Here is a 19075-nt window from a genome sequence, read left to right on the forward strand (position 1 = left end):
CACGCCCCCGCCCCGCACCGCACCACCCGTCGGCGGCCGGTTGTTCACCCGCCCGTCGCCGTGCCGGAGGAGGGCCGCCATCCGGTGCCGCGTACGGTGGTTCACGTGGACACCCAGCACAGCACGGCCGGTTCGCCCGCCGTTCCGATCGACCGCACCGCCGTGAAGGTGATCGCCCACCGGGGCTCCTCCGCAGCCCTGCCGGAGCACACCGAGGCGGCCTACCGACGGGCGCTGGAGGAGGGTGCGGACGGGCTGGAGTGCGACGTCCGGGTCACCGCCGACGGGCAGTTGGTGTGCGTGCACGACCGCACGGTGGGCCGGACCTCGGACGGGCAGGGCGTGGTGTCGGCGATGACGCTGGCTCAGCTGTCCGCGCTGGACTTCGGCTCGTGGAAGCACCCGGAGCGGCCGGAGCCCAGCCCGGTGCTCACCCTGGAGCGGCTGCTGGAGCTGGTCGCGGACGCCGGGCGGCGGGTGGAGCTGGCGATCGAGACCAAGCACCCGGTGCGGTACGCGGGCCGGGTGGAGGCCGAACTGCTGCGGATGCTGGGCCGGTTCGGGCTGCTCCCGGCCAACCCGGCCGCCCCGGCAGGCCCGACAGGCGCGGCAGGCGCGGCAGGCGCGACCGGCCCGGCAGGCCCGACAGGCCCGGTCGAGTCCGCGGTGCGGGTGATGAGCTTCTCCGAGCTGGCCCTGCACCGGCTCCGGCGGGCCGCCCCGGCGGTGCCCCGGGTGTACCTGTGGGAGCGCCGGCTGCCGGTGCTGGGCCGGACCAGGTCGCTGCCGGGCGGCGCGGCGATCGCCGGCCCGGGCATCGAGCTGGTCCGGCGCGACCCGGGTCTGGTGACGGCGCTGCGCCGGGCCGGGCACCGGGTGCACGTGTGGACGGTGGACCGGCCGGAGGACGTCGAACTCTGCCTGGAACTGGGCGTGGAGGCGCTGATCACCAACCGCCCGGCCGAGGTGCTCGCCCAACTCGGCCGCTGAGCCACCCCCGGCCCAGGCCCAGGCCCCGGGCAGGTGGCACCCCGCCGCCAATCGCGTGACAGAAATACCGAACGGGGTATTTCCGGACGTGTTTCCCACAGATCGTCACAACGGAACGTGAGGCCCACCTCACCTTTTGCCCACTGTCCGTGCGGATGTCGTTAATACCGGCATCGGATCGTCGAACGCCCGTTTCCGACGCATTACCTGCGGGCATCCATCCCTCGGCAGAAGCTGAAGGAGGTCCGGGGGTGGCGTTGATGGTGGCGCGAGCTGTGCCAGTTCAGGCCGGGTCGACCTCATCGGCCATGGCGGTTCCGCACGGTCCGGCCAGCGTTTCGGCCGCGCGGCGCAGGCTGCGCGGCGATCTCGGCGACCGGTCGCTACCGGAAGCGGTGATTGACGACGCGGTGTTGATCCTCTCCGAACTGCTCAGCAATTCCTGTCGGCACGCGAGACCGCTGGAACCGGTCCCGGACACCGCCGATGGCGCCGTCGGGGGCACCACCGGAGGCACCGCCGGGGGCACCGGCGCCGCCGCCGGGGAGGCCGCCGGGGAGGCCGCGGAGAGCGGTACGGTGCTGGTGAGTTGGCAGATGCGCGGCGACGGCCTGCTGACCCTGGAGGTGACGGACGGCGGGGCGAGCACCCGGCCGATCCCGGCCCGGCCCTCGGTGACGGCACGCGGCGGCCGGGGCCTGAGCATCGTGGGCGAGCTGGCGCAGGACTGGGGGGTGCGGCACGCACCCGGTCAGGTGACGGTGTGGGCCCAGCTGTCGGCGTTCGGGCAGGTCGCGGGCGGCGGGCGGCGGCGGAGCGCCTGAGCGGCCCGGGCGGTCGGTTCCCGGCGAAGTAGGCTGCCCGGTGCAACGTCCGACGTCTCCGGGAGAGCCGCACCATGGCCAAGAAGGCCGCGAAGAAGCAGCCCAGCCAGTCCACCGCCGTCGAGGGCGAGGTCCCGGTCGTCGGGGCGCGCGAGGCGTGCCCGTGCGGCTCGGGCCGCCGGTACAAGGCCTGCCACGGCCGCCAGGCGGCGCACGCGGTGCAGGAGTTGGTGCACCGCCCGTTCGAGGGCCTGCCGGGCGAGGCCGACTGGGTGGCCCTGCGCGAGCTGGTCCCGGCCGCCACGGTGCCGCTGACGCTGGCCGCCGGGGTGGCGCAGGAGGCCGTCGGCGAGGTCCCGTCGGTGACGCTGGCGACGGTGCTGCCGCTGGCCTGGCCGGCGCTGCGCCGTCCGGACGGGTCGATCCTGCTGGGCCTGCAGACCCAGTCCTCCTCCGGTGACCTGAGCCGCGACCTGGCGGACGCCCTGGAGCTGGCGCTGGCCACCGAGCCGGGCACCCCGGTGCCGGCCCGCCGGACCACCCCGGGCGGCCGCCGCCTCCAGGAACTGCTGGACACCACGGCGGCGTTCGTCCCCGAGGTGCACACCGGCTTCGAGTTCTGGCTGGAGGACGCCGAGGCGGCGACCGGCGAGGTGGCGGCCTCGCTGGAGCGGGCCAACGCCTCCGCGATCCCGACCGAGAAGCTGGCCGGGGTGGACTCCGCGTACTGGTGCGGCACCCCGGACAAGAACCACCTGCGCTGGGTGATGGACGTCCCCGAGGAGCAGCTGCTGGACGCGCTGGCCCGGCTGTCGGCGGCCGGCGACAGCTCGCTGGGCGAGGGCACCAAGCTGGTGGGGTCGTTCCGGGCGCACGGCCTGACCGTCCCGGTGTGGGACCTGCCGCTGGAGATGACCGCGTCCGACGTGGAGAAGCCGTCCGTGGAGTTCGCCGGGAAGCTGGCCGCGGTGCTGGCCGCGCCCGCGCCGCTGACCGCGGAGGAGCGCCGGGCCCGGGCCAACCTGGTGAGCCGTCAGATCACCCTGAACTGACCGGAAGCGCCCAGGCAGCGGCCCCCGGAGCGACCTGGACGTGCCCCGGAAGTGACCCGGAAGTGACCCGGGTCACATTTCCGCCGCCGTCAAAGTCCTTTCCGCGTGGACAAATTGGCGCGGAGCCGGATCTTTGTTACTGTTTGAACAGTCCGACCGCTGGTGCATCCCCCGTCGCCAGCGGTCGGACATTTCTCGTTCCGGGCCGTACCGCACAGCCTAACTGACGGGACATCATCAAAAAAGCCGGTCAGGGCTGCGGCAGCGCCACCGCGCTGGCCGTGATCATCCCGCCCAGCAGCGTCCCGACCTCCGGCAGCCAGGGCCGCCCCGGCCCCGGCCGGCGCACCCAGTGCACCGGGCCCGCCCCCGTCCGGGACGGCGGCAGCACCAGGTAGCCGCCCGGCCCGTGGTAGCGCAGCGCGCCCGGCACCCAGGGCCGTTCGGCCAGCAGCCCGCCCAGTTCCGGCAGCGTGTACGGCGCGGTCAGCAGCACGAACCGGTCCGGCGTGCCGAGCACCGGCCCGTACGGGACGCCGATCTCGTCCAGGTGCCGCAGCAGCCACGGCCCGGCCGGCCGCGGCAGGCTCACCGCGCCCAGCGCCCGCCCGGTCGCCGCCAGCACCGGGGCGCCCGGCGCCCGGCGCTCCCACCACCAGCGCACCATCCGCGGATCGGTGGTGGCCGCCTCCAGCGGCGGGTCGTCCGGGTGGCCGCCGGGCACCACGCAGGACCGGTCGGCGCACGAGCACGGGCCCGGCGCCCCGCGCAGCGCCCGGGCGCCCGGCAGCACGGGCCAGCCGCACCCCTCGGCGGCCCGCAGGGCGGCGGCGAGCGCCAGTGAACGGCTCCGGCGGCCCGGCCACCACCGGCCGACGCGCTCCGGCAGCAGCTCTCGGCGGGGTGGGCGCATGGCGGCTCGTTCCTTTCCGCGTCCATCGGGGCGCACGGCACGGTCGGTGCGATCTTCTGATCGTTCGGATCGGCGTGGTCGGGGTGCGGGCGGTACGCGTGCCGGTACGTGTGCGTCTCGGCTACCCGCTGCTGGAACGAGAATCCCCCATACGTCCGGATGGACGCGGCCGGGCGGGCCCCGGTTCCACCGTACGAGTGAGTGCGCGCGGCCCCGGGTGGCACCCCGGCGGCCTGCGCATACGATCCCTGGCACGTTCGGCCCCGCACTCCTGGACATGCCCCGATCGGCCTGTGTACAAGTGGGGGAAACATGCCGAGTAGTGAGTAAAGACATCATTTCGGTCGGTCTCGGTGGTCCTGCGTGACACGTTCCGGATTGTGGGGAGTTGCGACATGACCGACGTCCACCCGTTGACGTCCCCGGCGCCCGCCGCCACCGCACTGCCGCCCGCCCCGACCGCTCCGGCGGCCCCGGGGGCACCGGCGGTCGGCCCGGTGCAGGCCGTCGACCAGGCGCGCGCCGCCGGTCCACGGCAGGCGGCCGCCCCGGCGGACGCCGTCGACCAGGCGCTGCTGCCGGAGTTCGGCGAGGTGCCCTCCGCCGACCTGCAGGACCGTTTGGCCGGATGGCTGTCCGATTTCACCAGCCTCCAGGAGCACCTGGAACTGCTGGCCCGGGCCGACGGCCTCACCGGCACCCTCGACGCGCTGCTGGACTCCGGCGCGGCCCTGCTCGGCGCCCGCCGCGGCCTGGTGGTGACGCTGCCGCCCGGCGCGGACCGCCAGCCGGCCCGACCGGTCGGGCTCGGCCTGGACCGGGCGATGCTCGGCGCGCTGGAGACCGTCCCGGTCGAGCACGGCCCGTTCGCCGGGCTGCTCGGCCACCCCGGCCCGGACGGCCGGCTGCTGATCGCCGACCTGGCCGCCGACCCCGCGGTCGGCCCCCGCTTCCGCGAGGTCGCCGAGCAGCTCGGCCTCGGCGCCTGCTACGCGCTGCCGCTGGCCACCGGCCCGGCGGGCGCGCTCGGCGCCGCCGCCTGGTTCTACGACGAGCCGGGCAGCCCCGACGAGCGCCGCGAGCACCTGGCGCGCCGCTACTGCGAGTTCGCCGCCCCGCTGCTGGCCCGCCAGCTGGAGGCGGACCGGGCGGTGCGCGCCGCCGAGACGCTGCGCCGCTCGCTGCTGCCCGGCCACCTGCCGACCCTCGCCGGTCTGAAGGTGGCGGCCCGCTGCGTGCCCGCCGCGCTGGAGCGGGCCGCGAACAGCGACTGGTACGACGCGGTCGCGCTGCCCGACGACACCGTCGGCCTGACCGTGGGCAGCGTGCTCGGCGGCGGCCCGGGCGCCGGCCCGGGGGCGGGTGCCGACGCGGCCGCCGCGATGGGCCGGGTGCGGTCCGCGCTGCGCGCCTACGCGGTGCTGGAGGGCGAGGACCCGGTCTCGGTGCTCGGCGACCTGGAACTGCTGCTGAAGACCACCGAGCCGACCCGCTCCGCCACCGCCGTCTACGCCTGCGTCGACCCGGCCGAGCGCCGGATCGCGCTGGCCGGGGCCGCCAACTGTCCGCCGGTGCTGCTCACCCGGTACGGCGCGAACTTCGTGGAGACCTCGCTCTCCGCTCCGCTGGGCATGCTCAGCTGCTGGGAGGCCCCCGGGGTGGAGCTCACCGCGGAGCGCGGCGACGTGCTGGTGCTGTACACCGAGGGCCTGGCCCGCCGCTTCGCCCCGAACCTGCACGCCGGGCAGAGCGCGCTGCGCCGGGCCGCCGCCGACGCCCCGCGCGACGTCCGGCTCGACCCGGACCGGCTCTGCGCCCACCTGCTGGAGCAGGCCGGCGGCGGGGAGCCCGGCGGCGACGACCTGGTGCTGCTGGCGGCCCGCTTCGAGTAGCCCGCCCGACCGGGCCGGACCCTGGCACCCGGACCTACCGGCGGGAACCGCGGAGCGGACGCCCTTCCTCCGTTCGAACGGCCCTACGTACGATGGGGGCGACATCCGCCCGCACGCCCCGCGACCCGGGGACGGGCGGGCGGTAGCGCGCGCGAGGAGGCGACGTAGTGACCGAGGACCACAGCCCGGCGGTGGCCGAGAACCCCGAGGGGTCCGCAGAGGGCGAGGAGGAGCCGGTCAAGAGCCGCAAGAACGGCCTGTACGACGGGATCTCCGACGAACTGGCCGCGTCCATGCGCACCGGCTGGGCGGACACCGAGCTGCGCGGGCTGGAGCCGGACGTCCAGGCCCCGTACGCGGCCGAGCGCCGCGCCAAGCTCTCCGCCGCCTTCCCGGGCGAGCGCCTGGTCGTCCCGGCGGGCAACCTGCGCACCCGCGCCAACGACACCGAGTACGCCTTCCGCGCCGCCAGCGAGTACGTGCACCTGACCGGCAACCGGACCGAGGACGCCGTCCTGGTCGGCGAGCCGGTCGAGGGCGGCCACGCGTTCGCGCTGTACCTGCTGCCGCGCTCCGACCGGGAGAACGGCGAGTTCTGGCTGAGCGGCCAGGGCGAGCTGTGGGTCGGCCGCCGCCACTCGCTGGCCGAGTCCGAGCAGCTGTACGGCCTGCCGGTGCGGGACGTCCGCACGGCCGCCGAGGAGCTGGCCGCCGTCACCGTGCCGACCCGGATCGTGCGCGGCTACGACGCGGCCCTGGAGGCCGCCCTCGCCGAGCAGCTCGACGAGGCGAAGGACGACGAGCTGAAGGTCTTCCTGTCCGGGCTGCGCCTGGTCAAGGACGCGTGGGAGATCGGCGAGCTGCGCGCCGCCTGCGACGCCACCGTCAGGGGCTTCACCGACGTGGTGCGCGAGCTGGACCGGGCCGTGGCCACCTCCGAGCGCTGGATCGAGGGCACCTTCTGGCGCCGCGCCCGGGTCGAGGGCAACGACGTCGGCTACGGCACGATCGCCGCGGCCGGCCCGCACGCCACCACCCTGCACTGGGTGCGCAACGACGGCGACGTGCGCCCCGGCGAGCTGCTGCTGCTGGACGCGGGCGTGGAGACCCACACCCTCTACACCGCCGACGTCACCCGCACCCTGCCGGTCAACGGCCGGTTCGGCCCGCTCCAGCGGAAGATCTACGACGCGGTGTACGAGGCCCAGGAGGCCGGCATCGCCGCGGTGAAGCCGGGCGGGCGGTTCCGCGACTTCCACGACGCCGCGCAGCGGGTGCTCGCCGCCCGCCTGCTGGAGTGGGGCCTGATCGACGCCTCGGTGTACGACCTGGAGAAGGTCCTGGAACTCGGCCTGCAGCGCCGCTGGACGCTGCACGGCACCGGCCACATGCTCGGCCTGGACGTGCACGACTGCGCGCACGCCCGCCGGGAGGACTACGTGGACGCGGTGCTGGAGCCGGGCGTGGTGCTGACCGTCGAGCCCGGCCTGTACTTCCAGGCCGACGACCTGACCGTCCCCGAGGAGTACCGCGGCATCGGCGTCCGGATCGAGGACGACATCCTGGTCACCGCCGACGGCAACGAGAACCTCTCCGCCGGCCTGCCCCGGCAGGCCGACGAGGTCGAGTCCTGGATGGCCTCGCTGACCTCCTGACGCCCCGCCGCCCTGCGACGGTGCCCCGCCGGAACTCCCCGGCGGGGCACCGTCGTTCCCGGCCCGGTCAGGGCAGCAGCCGGTCAGGGCAGCAGCACGTCGAAGCTCTGCGTCCCCACGTCGCCCGGCCCGGCGGCGACGGCCGCCCCGGTCACCGACAGCGGGCCGGAGTCGTCCTCGCCGGCGAAGGTCAGCCGGTAGCGGACGGTGCGGCTCTCGCCCGGGGCCAGCGTGAAGGCCGCGGCGGCCCCGGAGCCGGACGCGTCCGCGGCGAGGCCCGGCAGCTTCGTCCAGCGCTCCCCGTCGAGCCGCTCGGCGACCAGGTCCGCGGCGGCGCCGTGGTACAGCCCGGGGTCGGCGGTCAGCCGCAGCTCCGGCTGCACGGTGTAGGGGACGGCGCCGAAGTCGGTGTAGGTGATGGTGAAGGGCTGCTGGAAGCCGGGCTGCCGCCGGGTGTCGAGCACCTGCGGCAGCGAGACGTCGACCTTGACGTCGTTGGGGTGCGGCCGGCCGGCGTCCGGGGTGAGCGCGCCGATGTCGAGGCTCTGCGCCAGCTCGGTCAGGGCGTCCCGGTAGTCGTCCGCCAGCCCGGCCGCGACCAGGTAGACCTGTTCCGCGTGGAAGCCCCACACGGTGGCGTCGAAGGCGCTGCCGTTGCCGCAGTCGACGTGCCAGGTGACCTGCCGGGCGACCCGGCCGCCGAGCGTCACCACCTTCCGGTCGGCGGCCCGTTGCGGCCCGGCGGCCCCCGTCAGCTCGCCGGGGTGGCCCCAGACCGGGCAGCGCCCCAGGCCCTTCCAACCGTCCTCCGCGTCGAGCCCGTACTCGGTGGGCCAGGCGGTGCCGTCCCGGCCGCCGCCCGCGGAGACCAGCCGCACCCCGTACGGCAGACAGTCGCCGGGCTGCTGGGTGGGGCTACCCGGGCTGAGCAGGCAGAGGCCGTCGGCCGGGTCCTGGTCGGGGACGGTCCAGCCCGCCGGGAGGGTGAAGCCGACGCCGTGGAAGACCCGGTGCCGGCCGGCCGGCGGGGCGGCCCCCTGGTCGACGGTGCCGGCGGACGGCGCGGCCGGGGCGCTGGGTGCGGGGGACGGTTCCGGGGAGGCGCTGACCCCGGCCGCCGGGGCGGGGGCGGGGCGGGCCACCGGCCGGTCGGTGCGCAGGCTCAGCCAGCCGGTCAGCGCGGCGGCCAGGGCCAGCGGGAGGGCGACCATCAGCACCGGCCGCAGGTGGCGGGGTCTGCGGCGGGGCGGCTCGGCGGGGCGCAGGCCCTGGGGGGTGACCTGGGCGGCCCGGGCCGCGAGCGCGGCGCGCAGCAGCTGCTCGACCGGCCGTTCGGGGGTGCGGTCCTTGTCGCTGGTGCTCATCCGGCTTTCTCCAGGTGTCGCTCCAGGGCGTCCAGGGCCCGGCTGGCGGTGGACTTCACGGTGCCCCGGGCCAGCCCGAGGGTTTCGGCGATCTGCGTCTCGGACAGGTCCGACCAGTAGCGCAGCACCAGCACCTCGCGCTGCCGGGCGGTGAGTTCGCGGAGCGCGGCGAGCACCCGGCGGTGCTCGTCGTTGAGCACCGCGCGGTCCTCGGCGGACGGCTCGTCCGCCTCGTGCGGCGGGACGTAGGCGCGGGCGGTGCGGCGGCGGCGGAGCACCGAGCGGGCGCCGTTGACCACCGAGGTCCGCAGGTAGCCGAGGGCGTTGTCGAGGTCGTCCATCCGCTCGCCGTACTTGCGGTACAGCTCGGTGAAGGCGTCCTGGACGACGTCCTCGGCGACGTCCTGGTGGTCGACCAGCAGGACCGCCAGCCGGACCAGGGGGAGCCGCTGGACGTGGTAGAGCTCGGTGAGGGTGGGCCGTTCGCGGTCGGCGCCGCTCCGGCCGCCGGGCAGCGCGCGGAGCGCGGGCGGCTCGGCCGCCGGGCCGGCGGCGGCTTCGGCAGCGGTCCCGGCGGGCGGCTGGGCGGTGGGCTCCGCAGCGGTCCCGGCGGTCCCGGCGCTCCCGGCGCTCCCGGCGGGCGGTTCCGCGGCGGGCTCGCGGACGCCGAACAGCGCGGTGCCGGTCAGGGTCTTACCGGGCAGCGCGGTGCCGGGCAAGGCGTTCCCGGGCAGCGCGGTGCCGGGCAGGGCGCGCAGCAGGGTGCCCAGCAGGCCGCGCGTCGGGCGGCCGATCGGCGGCAGGATCGCGATCGACATCGTGGTGTTCCGTTCCCCCCTCGGAGGCGGCGGGGCGGGGTGCCCCGCCGCCGGTTCGGTCCTGGTGACGCTGCGGCGGCGGGTTCGGTTCAGCCCCGCCGACGGAGCTCGGTCTCGTGCTGCTCGGTGGTGGCGTAGTGGCCGTCGGCGGTGCCGTCGGCGACCACCAGCAGGCGGGTGAGCCGCGGGTCGGCGCCCGGGGCGACGGTGACCCGGAAGGTCGTCGAGCGGCTCTCGCCGGCGCCCAGTGCGGCCGGGAAGTAGTCGGGGGCGAGGCCGACGCCGAGCCGCTCGCCGATGCACGCGTCGACCAGTTCGACCGGTGCCCACGCGCCGCCGTGCAGCCACTCGACCTTCAGGTCGGCGGCGGACGGTTGCGGGCCGTCCCCGGCGGCGTTGAACAGGGCCAGCCCGGCGAGGGCCCGGGCGGCCGGGAGGGCGGAGCCGGTGAGCTTGACGGTGACGTGGAACTGGCCGGGGGCGGGCGCGGGCAGGTCGGCGGGGGCGGTGTCGAAGGCGGCGGCGGGGCGGCGCGGGTCGGTGACCTCGACGTCCTGCAGGGCCCGGGCGACCAGGGCGGTGTCGCCGTGGACGGCGTCGGCCTCGACCGGCAGGGTGCCGGGACCGTCGCCCGCGTCCAGCCGCATCCGGTAGGTGAGGGTGCGGCTGGCGCCGGGGTCCAGGGTGAACCGGGCGTCCTTGCCGGTGGTGGCGTAGTCGGTGCCGGTGCCCTGGGAGAGCGGCAGGTCGGTCCAGCCGGACGGGTCCTGGCGCTGCAGGGTGCCCTCGGCCGTCGGGGCGATGACGGCGCACCGGGCGCCCGGGTAGAACCGGGTGGCGACCACCGGCTGGAGGTCCTGGTAGCTGCGGTCGGTGCCGTTGCGCCAGGTGACGGTGAAGGTGAGCGCCTCGCCGCCGGCCTGGACGCGGTGGCCCGCGAGGCCGTCGAAGGAGATCGTCAGCTTCCCGTCGCCCTTCTTCTCCGCCGCGGCCAGGATGCCGGTGCCGTCGGCCCACGCGGAGTCGCCGTCCGTCCCCGGGTCCGACTCCGGGTCCGCCGGGTCCGCCAGGGTCGCCGGTTCCGTCGCGTCGGTGGCGGCCGGGGCGGTGGGGGTGGCGGTGGCGGCCGGGACCGGCGCGGTGTCGGGCGCGGTGCCCGCGGCCGGGGCGGAGGCGGCGGCGCGGGCCGCGGCGGGCGCGGCGCCGTCGTGCCGGGCGGGGCCGCAGGCGGTCAGTCCGGCGGCGGTCAGCAGGGTGAGCGGGACGGCGGTCCACCGGCGGTGCTTGCGGCCCCAGCCGGAGTGCAGCCGGGCATTCTTCGCAAAACGGATGTCGGTGGACGTGTTCATCGCGGTTCCCCCCGGGGCGGTGACGGTGACGGTGAGCCGGGACGGGAGGCGCCTCTCCCCCGAGCGCGCCCTCCTCACCCCTCACCCTGATGGACGCCCATCCGGGCGGGAGGTTGCGGACGGACGCGAAGTTTTTTCACCGCCGCCGGGACGACCGCACCGCCCGCGGCGCGTCCACGGCGAAGCCCCCGGCCGGTCCGTCCGGCGGGGGCTCCGTCGTGCTCAGTGGCGCCGGCCCCAGCCGGAGCGGGCGGCGCGGATCAGGAGTTTCTTCTCATAACGGGCGAAGGAGGACATGGACATCTGACGCTCTCCGGACGTGGTGGTGGAAGAGGACGGGGAACGGCCGCACCGGGCCCCGATGTGATGACTCCTCATCCTCCCGGGAGGTTGTCTCCCGATTCCAAAGGTTTTCCGCCGCCGCCCGCCCCCGTCCGATCGGCCTCCGTCACCGTCCGTGCGCACCCGCCCACCCCGCCGCCGCTCCCGGCGCCCCGGCCGGGCGGACGGCTACACTCGGCGCGAGTCCGCCGACGGCCGCCCCGGGAGCACCAGATGGCCGAGCCCGTACCAATCACGATCGGAAGGCGCCCGGCGCCGGTGCACACCGTCGCGGTGTACGCCTTCGCGGGCATGGCCCCGTTCGAACTCGGCGTGGTGGTCGAGGTGTTCGCCCTGGCCCGGCCCGAGCTGGCCGGGCTGCTGGCCGCCCCCTGGTACGACGTGCGGGTGTGCGCCGAGCGGCCGGGCCACCCGCTGGAGGCGGTCGGCGGGTTCTCGCTGACGCCCCGGCACGGGCTGGAGGAACTCGCCGCCGCCGACACCGTCGTGGTGGTCGGGGTGCCCGATCCGCTCGGCGACGTCCCGCCCGCCGTGGTCGCCGCGCTGCGCACCGCGCACGCCCGCGGCGCCCGGGTGGTCTCGATCTGCTCCGGCGCCTTCGCGCTGGCCGCCGCCGGGCTGCTGGACGGCCTGCCCGCCACCACCCACTGGCGGTACGCGCCGGAACTGCGCCGCCGCTACCCGGCCGTCCGGGTCGACCCGGACGTGCTGTACGTCGACAACGGCCGGGTGCTGACCAGCGCGGGCAGCGCCGCGGGCATCGACCTGTGCCTGCACCTGGTGCGCCGGGACCACGGCGCGAAGGTCGCCAACGCCGTCGCCCGCCGCTTCGTCGTCCCGCCGCACCGGGACGGCGGGCAGGCGCAGTTCATCGAGGCGGCGGTGCGGCCGGTGGACGAGCCGGAGGACGGGGTGGCCCGCTCGATGCGCTGGGCGCTGGACCACCTCGCCCGGCCGCTGACCGTGCCGCTGCTGGCCCGGGCGGCCGGCATGTCCGACCGCTCGTACCTGCGGCACTTCACCGCCCGCAACGGGGTCAGCCCGATGCGGTGGGTGGCGATCCAGCGGATCGCGGCCAGCCTGCCGCTGCTGGAGTCGCCGGAGGGCAGCGTGGAGGAGATCGCCGCGGCGGTGGGCTTCGAGTCGGCGGCGACCTTCCGCCACCACTTCGGCCGCACCATGCGCACCTCGCCGACCGCCTACCGGCGCACCTTCGGCCGGGCCGCCTGACGCCGCGTCAGCCCTTCCGGCTCTTCCGGCTCTTCCGGCTCTTCCGGCCCGGCCCTCCCGGCCCTTGTCCTCCCGGTCCGGCTCAGCCCTCCCGCTCCAGCCGGTCCGCGTTGGCGTGGATCGCGTCCCGCAGCCACCGGGCGAGGCCCGGGGCGAGCCTCTCGTACGTCTCGGTGAACCGCGGGTCGGCGAGGTACATGTCGCCGAGGCAGCGGTGCGTCTGCGGGCCGCAGTCGTAGAAGTGCCGGCCGATGTGCCGCCGGTGCTGCTCGGCGACGGCGGTCGCCTGCTCGCCGTCCGGGGCCGCGCCGGCGGTGAACGCCGCCACCAGGGCGTCGTTGACGCCGTCGGCCTCGGCCTTGATCCGCTCCCAGTCCGCCTTGGTGTAGCGGGCGGTGCGCCGCTGGGACTGCTTCCAGGCGTCGGTGGCGCCCCAGCGCCGCTCGGCCTCGTCCTCCCAGTCCTCCTGGTAGTCCGCGCCGAACACCTCGAACTTCTCCTCCGGGGTCAACTGGATCCCCAAGGTCCTCGCCTCCATCGCTCGTTCGACCGCCGCGGCGAGTTCCTCCAGCTTGCGGATCCGGTCGCCGATCAGCTCGCGCTGCCGGCGCAGGTGCTCGCTCGGGCCGACCGTCCGGTCGTCCAGGATCGCCGCGATCTCCTCCAGCGGGAAGCCGAGTTCGCGGTAGAACAGGATCTGCTGCAGCCGGTCCAGCTCGGCCTCGCCGTAGCACCGGTAGCCGGCCGGGGTGCGGCCGCCGGGCACCAGCAGGCCGATCCGGTCGTAGTGGTGCAGGGTGCGCACCGTGACCTTGGCGACCGCCGCCAGCCGGCCGACCGAGTAGCCCTCGTCCATCGCGTTCCCTCCTTCCCGCCGCTCGTGCGACCAGCCTGCGGCCTGACGCGACGTGAGGGTCAAGCGCGGGCGGCGCGCCACCGGGCGGCCGGACGGCCGGTTCAGTCGGCGATGCCGCTCTGCGCGACGACCTTGCCGATCCGCAGCCGGACCAGCAGTTCGCCCGGGACGCCGTTGCGGGCGGCGTACTCCTCGGCGCACTGCTCGCCCATGTAGCGGGCGGCGATCCGGCCCGCCCAGTGCCGGACCTGGTCCAGTTCCTCGCTGACCGTCGCCACGCCCTCGACCAGGACGAACGCGAACGGCGGGCGGTCGTCGTCCACGCACAGCGCGGCCCGGCCGTCGCGGAGCAGGGTGCGGCCCTTGACGGTGTCCCGGCCGGTGTTGAAGACCAGGTCGTCCCCGTCGAGCAGGAACCAGATCGGGGCGAGGTGCGGGCGGCCGTCGGCCCGGGTGGTGGCGAGTTTGCCGGTGCGGGTGCCGTGGGCGAGGAAGGCGCGCCACTCGGGCTCGGTCATGGTGGGCATGTCCGCCATCCTCGCAACTCCCCCCGGGGCCGCCTACTCGGACTCGCCGTAGCGGACCAGGTAGGCGGCGAACCGGTCCAGGTCCTCGTCGCCCCAGGAGGTGAAGCGCTCGGTGAAGGCCCGCCGCCGCTGCTCGTACGCCTCCGCCAGCAGCTGTTCGCCGGCCGCCGTCAGGTGCAGCAGCTGGCCGCGCTGGTCGTCCGGGTCGGCCTGGCGGCCCAGCAGCCCGAGCCGCTCCAGCGCGCCGACCTGGCGGCTGACGGTGGACTTGTCGAGCATGAAGTGCGACGCCAGGTCGGCGGCCCGGCAGGAGCCCCGCTCCTTGACCAGGTCGAGCATGCTGTAGGTGACCAGCGAGAGCTCGGGGTGCAGCTGGGCTGCCTTGTGGCGGGCCCGGCGGGCGAACGCGGTGAGCTCGCGCTGGATGGTCTCCAGCGCGGCGTCGCGGTCGGGCATGGCGTGGCTCCTTCGTCGTGCGGTGTTGCCGACCACGGTAGGGGCAGCCGTGCTCAGACGCCGACCGCCTCCTCCATCTCCTCCTCGGCCGGGTCCTCGGCGGACTCCTCGGCGGACTCGTCAGCGGACTTCGCTGTGGGCTCCGCAGCAGGCTGCCGCCCGGCCGGCCGCACGGGTGCCAGGTCCCGCCGGCGCTCGGTGCGGGCGGCCAGGACGAGCAGCGCCGCGCCGGCCGCGAGCCAGGCGAACAGGGTGGCGACGTGGCCGCCGAGCCCGGCCCGGCCGCCGAAGTAGACGTGGTCGCGGACGCCCTCCAGGAAGCCCGCGCCGTTCCAGAAGGAGTGCAGGGCGCCGTAGAAGCCGTTCTGCAGCTCGGGCTGGAAGATGCCGCCGGAGCTGGTGAAGTTGAGCATCACGAACAGCGCCATCATGGTCAGCGTGGTCCACCGGCCGAGGAAGGTGTGCAGGGCGGTGCTGATCGCGACGATGCCCGCCGAGTACAGCCAGCTCATCGCCCAGACGCCGAGCAGCCCGTGGTCCACCAGGTGGAAGACCGGCCCGGCCAGCGCCGTGCCGAGCAGGCTGACCACCAGCGCCACGCCGAGGCCGAGCAGCGCCCGCAGCCGCATCGCCAGCACCGCGCCGGCCGCGCCGAGCACCGCGACCGAGCCGTAGGAGCCGATGCTGAGCGCCACCAGCAGGAAGAACAGGCCCTGCCCGGTCGGGTCGCCGGCCGGCAGCGGGGTCAGTTCCCGGACGGTCAGCGGCCTGCCCTGGTGGGCGGCGACCTGGGTGAACACCTTCTCGGCGGCGGTCGCCGAGGTCTCCGAGCCGGCGGTGGCCACCAGCAGGGTGGGCGCGTCGGCGTCCGGCACGTACGCGGCGGCCAGGTCGCGGTCGAGCAGCCGGTGCCGGGCGGCGTCGGTGTCGGCCACGGTGGTGACGTCCAGTCCGTCGCCGGCCGCGTCCTTCAGGGTCTGCGCCAGCACCTGGGCCTGTGGGCCCTGCCCGACCACCGCGACCGGCAGCTGGTGCGGGGCGGGGGCGTGGAAGGCGGAGAGGTACGCGATCCCCATGCCCAGGCACATCAGCAGCGGTGTGACCAGGTGGGTGAGGACGTGCCGCAGGGCGGGGCGGGGCACCGCTGACAGCGAGGACATCACAGCTCCATGGTTGGCAAGTACAACTAGTATTTGGTTGCACTTTACAACGCACGCGTGCTTGGCATCCATTCCCCGCCCCGCCCTGTGCCCCACCTCACCCCCGGCGCGGAGCCCTCCTCACCCCCCGGCGCGGGGCCTCACGGCCGGTCGTCGAGCCTCACAGCAGGTCGTCGAGCTCCCGCAGCAGCCGGCTCTTCGCCCGCGCCCCCACCAGCGACCGCACCGGCTCGCCGTCCCGGAACACCATCAGCGTCGGCATCGACAGCACCCCGTACGCGTTCCGGGTCTCCGGGTTCGCGTCCACGTCCAGCGCCACCACCGCCAGCCGGCCCTCCTGTTCCACCGCCAGCTCCGCCAGCACCGGCGCCAGCTGCCGGCACGGCGGGCACCACTCGGCGGTGAACTCCACCAGCACCGGCCCCCGGGCCGCCAGCACCCGCTCGGCGAAGTCCCGGTCCGTCACACTGCGCACGCCACCCATCGCGTCCTCCTGTCCGTCGTCGTCACTCCTCGGTGCGGACCAGCTCGCAGCGCGGCTGCCCGTCGGCCTGCCCGGCCAGCGCGTCGCGGGCCGCCTCGGCCTGCGCCAGCTGCCCCGCCAGCACCTCCCGGACCTCGCTCAACCGGGCCACCACGGCGTCCAGTTCGGCCAGCTTCGCCCGGTACACCTCCAGCGAGGCCGGGCACGAGTCACCCGCCGGATGACCCGCCCGCAGGCACTCCACGAACGGCCGGGTCTCCTCCAGCTCGAACCCGAAGTCCTGGAGCACCCGGATCTGCCGCAGCAGCCGCAGATCCTCCTCGTCGTACGCCCGGTACCCGTTCCCGCCGCGCCGCGCGGGCAGCAGCCCCCGCGACTCGTAGTAACGCAGCGCCCGGGTGGTGGTCCCCGCCCGCCGTGCCAGCTCGCCGATCCGCATGCCACGACGCTAGACCTTCACCCCGGCGTCAACGCCAGCCCCTTCCCCTGTCGGCCGCCCCGCGGTGATCGTTACGCTCGCCCGGTGACCGAACCGACCACGGCCCTGCTCGCGGCCTACGACGAGCACATGCGCGGCCTCGGCGCCCGCGCCGAGGGCGAGACCCACGAGAGCGACGGCCCGCTGCTGCGCAAGTACGGCGGCTTCCGCGGCTTCGTCACCTCGCCCCGTCCCGACCTCGGCCTGCGCGGCGGCGAACTCGACCGACTCATCGCCCGCCAGCGCGAGTTCTTCGCCGCCCGCGGCGAGGCGGTCGAGTGGAAGACCCGCGGCCACGACCTCCCCGCCGACCTCCCGGACCGGCTGGCCGCCGCCGGATTCGTCGCCGAGGAACCGGAGACCGTCCTGATCGGCCTCGCCGCCGAACTCGCCACCCCCACCCCCGCGCCCGAGGGCGTCACCCTGCGCCCGGTCACCGCCGCCGCGGACATGCGGCGGATCGCCGCGATGGAGAGCGAGGTCTGGGGCGAGGACTGGTCCTGGCTGGCCGACGACCTCACCGCCCGCGCGGGCGACGCCGAGGGCTTCCTCGTGCTGGTCGCCGAGACCGACGCGCCCCGCCCCGAGCTGGTCTCGGCCGCCTGGCTCACCCGCACCCCCGGCACCGGGTTCGGCGGCCTGTGGGGCGGCTCCACCCTGGCCGCCTGGCGCGGCCGCGGCATCTACCGCTCCCTGGTCGCCCACCGCGCCCGCTGGGCCCTCGACCACGGCATCCGCTACCTCCAGGTGGACGCCTCCCCCGACAGCACGCCCATCCTGCGCCGCCTGGGCATGCACCCCGTCACGACCACCACCCCGTACGTCTGGACCCCGCCCGCCGCCTGACCCTGCCGCCTGACCCCGCCACCCGCCCACCCGTCACCCACCCACCCGGCGCGCGGCAGCGGGGGCACCGCGCGCGGCGGCCCGGCGGCCCGGTGACCGGTCCGGGAAGATTTCCGCGGAGAAGTTCCGGCAGCATGTAGAGAACCCGCTCCCCGCTCCGACCACTGGACGCAAGCACGACACCGCACGAACGAACCGAGGAAGTGGTCCCCGTGAAGTACCTGCTGATGACGTACGGAAACCAGGAGAAGTGGGACTCGCTGCCGGCCGAGGGCTGGACCGAGGCGATCGCCCAGCAGGACGCGTTCAACAAGCGCTACCAGGAGAGCGGCGAGCTGATCGGCGCGTACGGGCTGAACGACGCCGCGACCTGCCGGATGGTGGGGCGGAAGGACGGGCTGCCGGTGGTCAGCGACGGTCCCTACCTGGAGACCAAGGAGTACATGGCGAGCTTCTACCTGCTCGACGTCGACAGCGACGAGCGGGCGCTGGAGATCGCCGCCGACATGCCGTGGGCCGACCGGGAGCCGGTGGAGCTGTGGCCGATCCTGCACGAGGCCAAGTGAGTCCGACCGCTCCGGCCGACCAGGACCTGCTGCGCGCGCTCGCGCCGCAGGTCCTGGCGGCGCTGCTGCACCGCCACGCCGGCGCCTTCGACGCCTGCGAGGACGCGGTGCAGGAGGCGCTGCTCGCGGCGGCCGAGCAGTGGCCGCGGGAGGGCCGCCCGGCCAACCCGCGCGGCTGGCTGGTGACGGTGGCCGCGCGCCGGCTGGTGGACCTGGTCCGGGCCGACCGGGCCCGCCGGGAGCGGGAGGAGCGGCTGTTCCTGGCGACCCCGCAGTCCGAGCTGCTGGGCCGCCCGGCGGACGCCGACCCCGACGCCGACCGGGACGACTCGCTGGCCCTGCTGTTCCTGTGCTGCCACCCCGCGCTGACCGCGCCGAGCCGGATCGCGCTGACGCTGCGCGCGGTCGGCGGCCTGAGCACCGCGCAGATCGCGGCGGCGTTCCTGGTGCCGGAGGCGACGATGGCCCAGCGGATCAGCCGCGCCAAGCAGACCATCCGCGCCTCCGGGCTGCCGTTCGCGCTCCCGGCCCCGGCCGAGGCGGACGGGCGGCTGCGCGAGGTGCTCCAGGTGCTCTACCTGGTCTTCAACGAGGGCTACACCGCCACCGCGGGCCGCGACCTGACCTCCCCCCGGCTGTCCGAGGAGGCGATCCGGCTGACCCGGCTGCTGCACCGGCTGCTGCCGCAGGACGCGGAGGTGATGGGCCTGCTGGCGCTGATGCTGCTGACCGACGCCCGCCGCCCGGCCCGGACCGGCCCGGGCGGCGAGCTGGTGCCGCTGGCCGAGCAGGACCGCGGCCGGTGGGACGCGGCGGCGATCGCGGAGGGCACCGCCCTGGTCGAACGGGCCCTCCCGGCCGGCCGGGTGGGCCCGTACCAGTTGCAGGCGGCGATCGCGGCCCTGCACGACGAGGCGCCGGACGTGGCGGCCACCGACTGGCCGCAGATCCTGGCCCTGTACGACCTGCTGCTCCGGGTCGCCCCCGGCCCGGTGCCCGCACTGAACCGGGCCGTGGCCCTGGCCGAGGTGCACGGCCCGGATCTCGCGCTCAAGGAACTCGACTCCCTGGCAAGCGAGTTGGACCGCCACCACCGCTACCACGCGGTCCGCGCCGAACTCCTCGCCCGCACCGGCGACCCCGCCGCAGCCGCCACCGCCTTCCGCCGCGCCGCCGCCCTGGCGCCCACCCTCCCGGAACGCCGCCACCTCAGCGAACGCGCCGGCGCCCTCTCCTGAGCGCCCCGCCGGGGCGTCCCCGCGGCCTGCCGCTC

19 protein-coding genes are annotated in these 19075 nt (G+C 75.7%); 9 read left to right on the plus strand and 10 right to left on the minus strand.

The window, feature by feature from the left end; all coding sequences use genetic code 11:
• Positions 1-105: 105 nt before the first annotated feature.
• The 3 genes from ACIQVD_RS16605 to ACIQVD_RS16615 all read left to right on the plus strand — a co-directional run bounded on the left by ACIQVD_RS16605 (position 106) and on the right by ACIQVD_RS16615 (position 2866).
• Positions 106-990, plus strand: coding sequence for a glycerophosphodiester phosphodiesterase (locus ACIQVD_RS16605; protein ID WP_402289759.1), 885 nt, complete (start codon positions 106-108; stop codon positions 988-990).
• A gap of 260 nt (positions 991-1250) precedes the next feature.
• Entirely contained in the window at positions 1251-1814 is a 564-nt protein-coding gene (locus tag ACIQVD_RS16610; protein ID WP_402290072.1) for an ATP-binding protein, read from the plus strand.
• Between the two features lie 74 nt (positions 1815-1888).
• The gene (locus tag ACIQVD_RS16615; RefSeq protein WP_402289762.1) at positions 1889-2866 is read left to right on the plus strand and encodes a DUF5926 family protein; all 978 of its coding nucleotides are present in this window, start codon (positions 1889-1891) and stop codon (positions 2864-2866) included.
• Between the two features lie 250 nt (positions 2867-3116).
• On the opposite strand, the gene ACIQVD_RS16620 is transcribed toward ACIQVD_RS16615, so the two are convergent.
• A complete protein-coding gene (locus ACIQVD_RS16620) occupies positions 3117-3779 on the minus strand; it encodes a bifunctional DNA primase/polymerase (RefSeq protein WP_402289765.1) in 663 nt (220 codons plus the stop codon).
• 395 nt (positions 3780-4174) lie between these two features.
• Here ACIQVD_RS16620 and ACIQVD_RS16625 point away from each other — a divergent pair, with 395 nt between their 5' ends.
• On the plus strand, positions 4175-5671 hold the full coding sequence (locus ACIQVD_RS16625; protein ID WP_402289767.1) for a PP2C family protein-serine/threonine phosphatase: 1497 nt from the start codon (positions 4175-4177) through the stop codon (positions 5669-5671).
• Between the two features lie 167 nt (positions 5672-5838).
• A complete protein-coding gene (locus tag ACIQVD_RS16630) occupies positions 5839-7326 on the plus strand; it encodes an aminopeptidase P family protein (protein ID WP_402289770.1) in 1488 nt (495 codons plus the stop codon).
• Between the two features lie 83 nt (positions 7327-7409).
• Here ACIQVD_RS16630 and ACIQVD_RS16635 read toward each other — a convergent pair whose 3' ends face one another.
• From ACIQVD_RS16635 to ACIQVD_RS16645, 3 genes are all read right to left on the minus strand, one after another.
• On the minus strand, positions 7410-8690 hold the full coding sequence (locus tag ACIQVD_RS16635) for a hypothetical protein (RefSeq protein WP_402289773.1): 1281 nt from the start codon (positions 8688-8690) through the stop codon (positions 7410-7412).
• Complete coding sequence (locus tag ACIQVD_RS16640; protein ID WP_402289776.1) at positions 8687-9508, minus strand: RNA polymerase sigma factor; 822 nt, start codon at positions 9506-9508, stop codon at positions 8687-8689. Before ACIQVD_RS16640 ends, ACIQVD_RS16635 begins: the two co-directional genes overlap by 4 nt.
• Before the next feature lie 89 nt (positions 9509-9597).
• A complete protein-coding gene (locus tag ACIQVD_RS16645; protein ID WP_402289778.1) occupies positions 9598-10857 on the minus strand; it encodes a hypothetical protein in 1260 nt (419 codons plus the stop codon).
• Between the two features lie 600 nt (positions 10858-11457).
• On the opposite strand from ACIQVD_RS16645, the gene ACIQVD_RS16650 reads away from it, so the two are divergent.
• Positions 11458-12429 carry a helix-turn-helix domain-containing protein gene (locus tag ACIQVD_RS16650; protein ID WP_402289781.1) on the plus strand — a complete coding sequence of 324 codons (972 nt, stop codon included), beginning with the start codon at positions 11458-11460 and terminating at the stop codon, positions 12427-12429.
• 82 nt (positions 12430-12511) lie between these two features.
• On the opposite strand, the gene ACIQVD_RS16655 is transcribed toward ACIQVD_RS16650, so the two are convergent.
• From ACIQVD_RS16655 to ACIQVD_RS16680, 6 genes are all read right to left on the minus strand, one after another.
• Positions 12512-13285 carry a MerR family transcriptional regulator gene (locus ACIQVD_RS16655; RefSeq protein WP_402289783.1) on the minus strand — a complete coding sequence of 258 codons (774 nt, stop codon included), beginning with the start codon at positions 13283-13285 and terminating at the stop codon, positions 12512-12514.
• Positions 13286-13386: 101 nt separating this feature from the next.
• Positions 13387-13803, minus strand: coding sequence for a PPOX class F420-dependent oxidoreductase (locus ACIQVD_RS16660; RefSeq protein WP_402290074.1), 417 nt, complete (start codon positions 13801-13803; stop codon positions 13387-13389).
• A gap of 42 nt (positions 13804-13845) precedes the next feature.
• Entirely contained in the window at positions 13846-14268 is a 423-nt protein-coding gene (locus ACIQVD_RS16665) for a MarR family winged helix-turn-helix transcriptional regulator (RefSeq protein ID WP_100837337.1), read from the minus strand.
• Between the two features lie 53 nt (positions 14269-14321).
• Positions 14322-15428, minus strand: a complete 1107-nt coding sequence (locus ACIQVD_RS16670) for a hypothetical protein (protein ID WP_402289785.1) — start codon at positions 15426-15428, stop codon at positions 14322-14324.
• 160 nt (positions 15429-15588) lie between these two features.
• The gene (locus ACIQVD_RS16675; RefSeq protein WP_400683363.1) at positions 15589-15912 is read right to left on the minus strand and encodes a thioredoxin family protein; all 324 of its coding nucleotides are present in this window, start codon (positions 15910-15912) and stop codon (positions 15589-15591) included.
• A gap of 22 nt (positions 15913-15934) precedes the next feature.
• The gene (locus ACIQVD_RS16680; RefSeq protein WP_400683361.1) at positions 15935-16351 is read right to left on the minus strand and encodes a MerR family transcriptional regulator; all 417 of its coding nucleotides are present in this window, start codon (positions 16349-16351) and stop codon (positions 15935-15937) included.
• A gap of 84 nt (positions 16352-16435) precedes the next feature.
• Here ACIQVD_RS16680 and ACIQVD_RS16685 point away from each other — a divergent pair, with 84 nt between their 5' ends.
• The 3 genes from ACIQVD_RS16685 to ACIQVD_RS16695 all read left to right on the plus strand — a co-directional run bounded on the left by ACIQVD_RS16685 (position 16436) and on the right by ACIQVD_RS16695 (position 19040).
• A complete protein-coding gene (locus tag ACIQVD_RS16685; protein ID WP_400683358.1) occupies positions 16436-17236 on the plus strand; it encodes a GNAT family N-acetyltransferase in 801 nt (266 codons plus the stop codon).
• A 212-nt stretch (positions 17237-17448) separates the two neighbouring features.
• Entirely contained in the window at positions 17449-17802 is a 354-nt protein-coding gene (locus tag ACIQVD_RS16690) for a YciI family protein (protein ID WP_100837332.1), read from the plus strand.
• Positions 17799-19040: an RNA polymerase sigma factor gene (locus ACIQVD_RS16695; protein WP_402289789.1), complete on the plus strand. Its 1242-nt coding sequence runs from the start codon at positions 17799-17801 to the stop codon at positions 19038-19040. The genes ACIQVD_RS16690 and ACIQVD_RS16695 overlap by 4 nt, the downstream gene beginning before the upstream one ends.
• Positions 19041-19075: the final 35 nt, after the last annotated feature.

Origin of the sequence: Kitasatospora sp. NPDC090308 (assembly GCF_044769485.1) — a bacterium.
Classification (GTDB): domain Bacteria; phylum Actinomycetota; class Actinomycetes; order Streptomycetales; family Streptomycetaceae; genus Kitasatospora; species Kitasatospora fiedleri.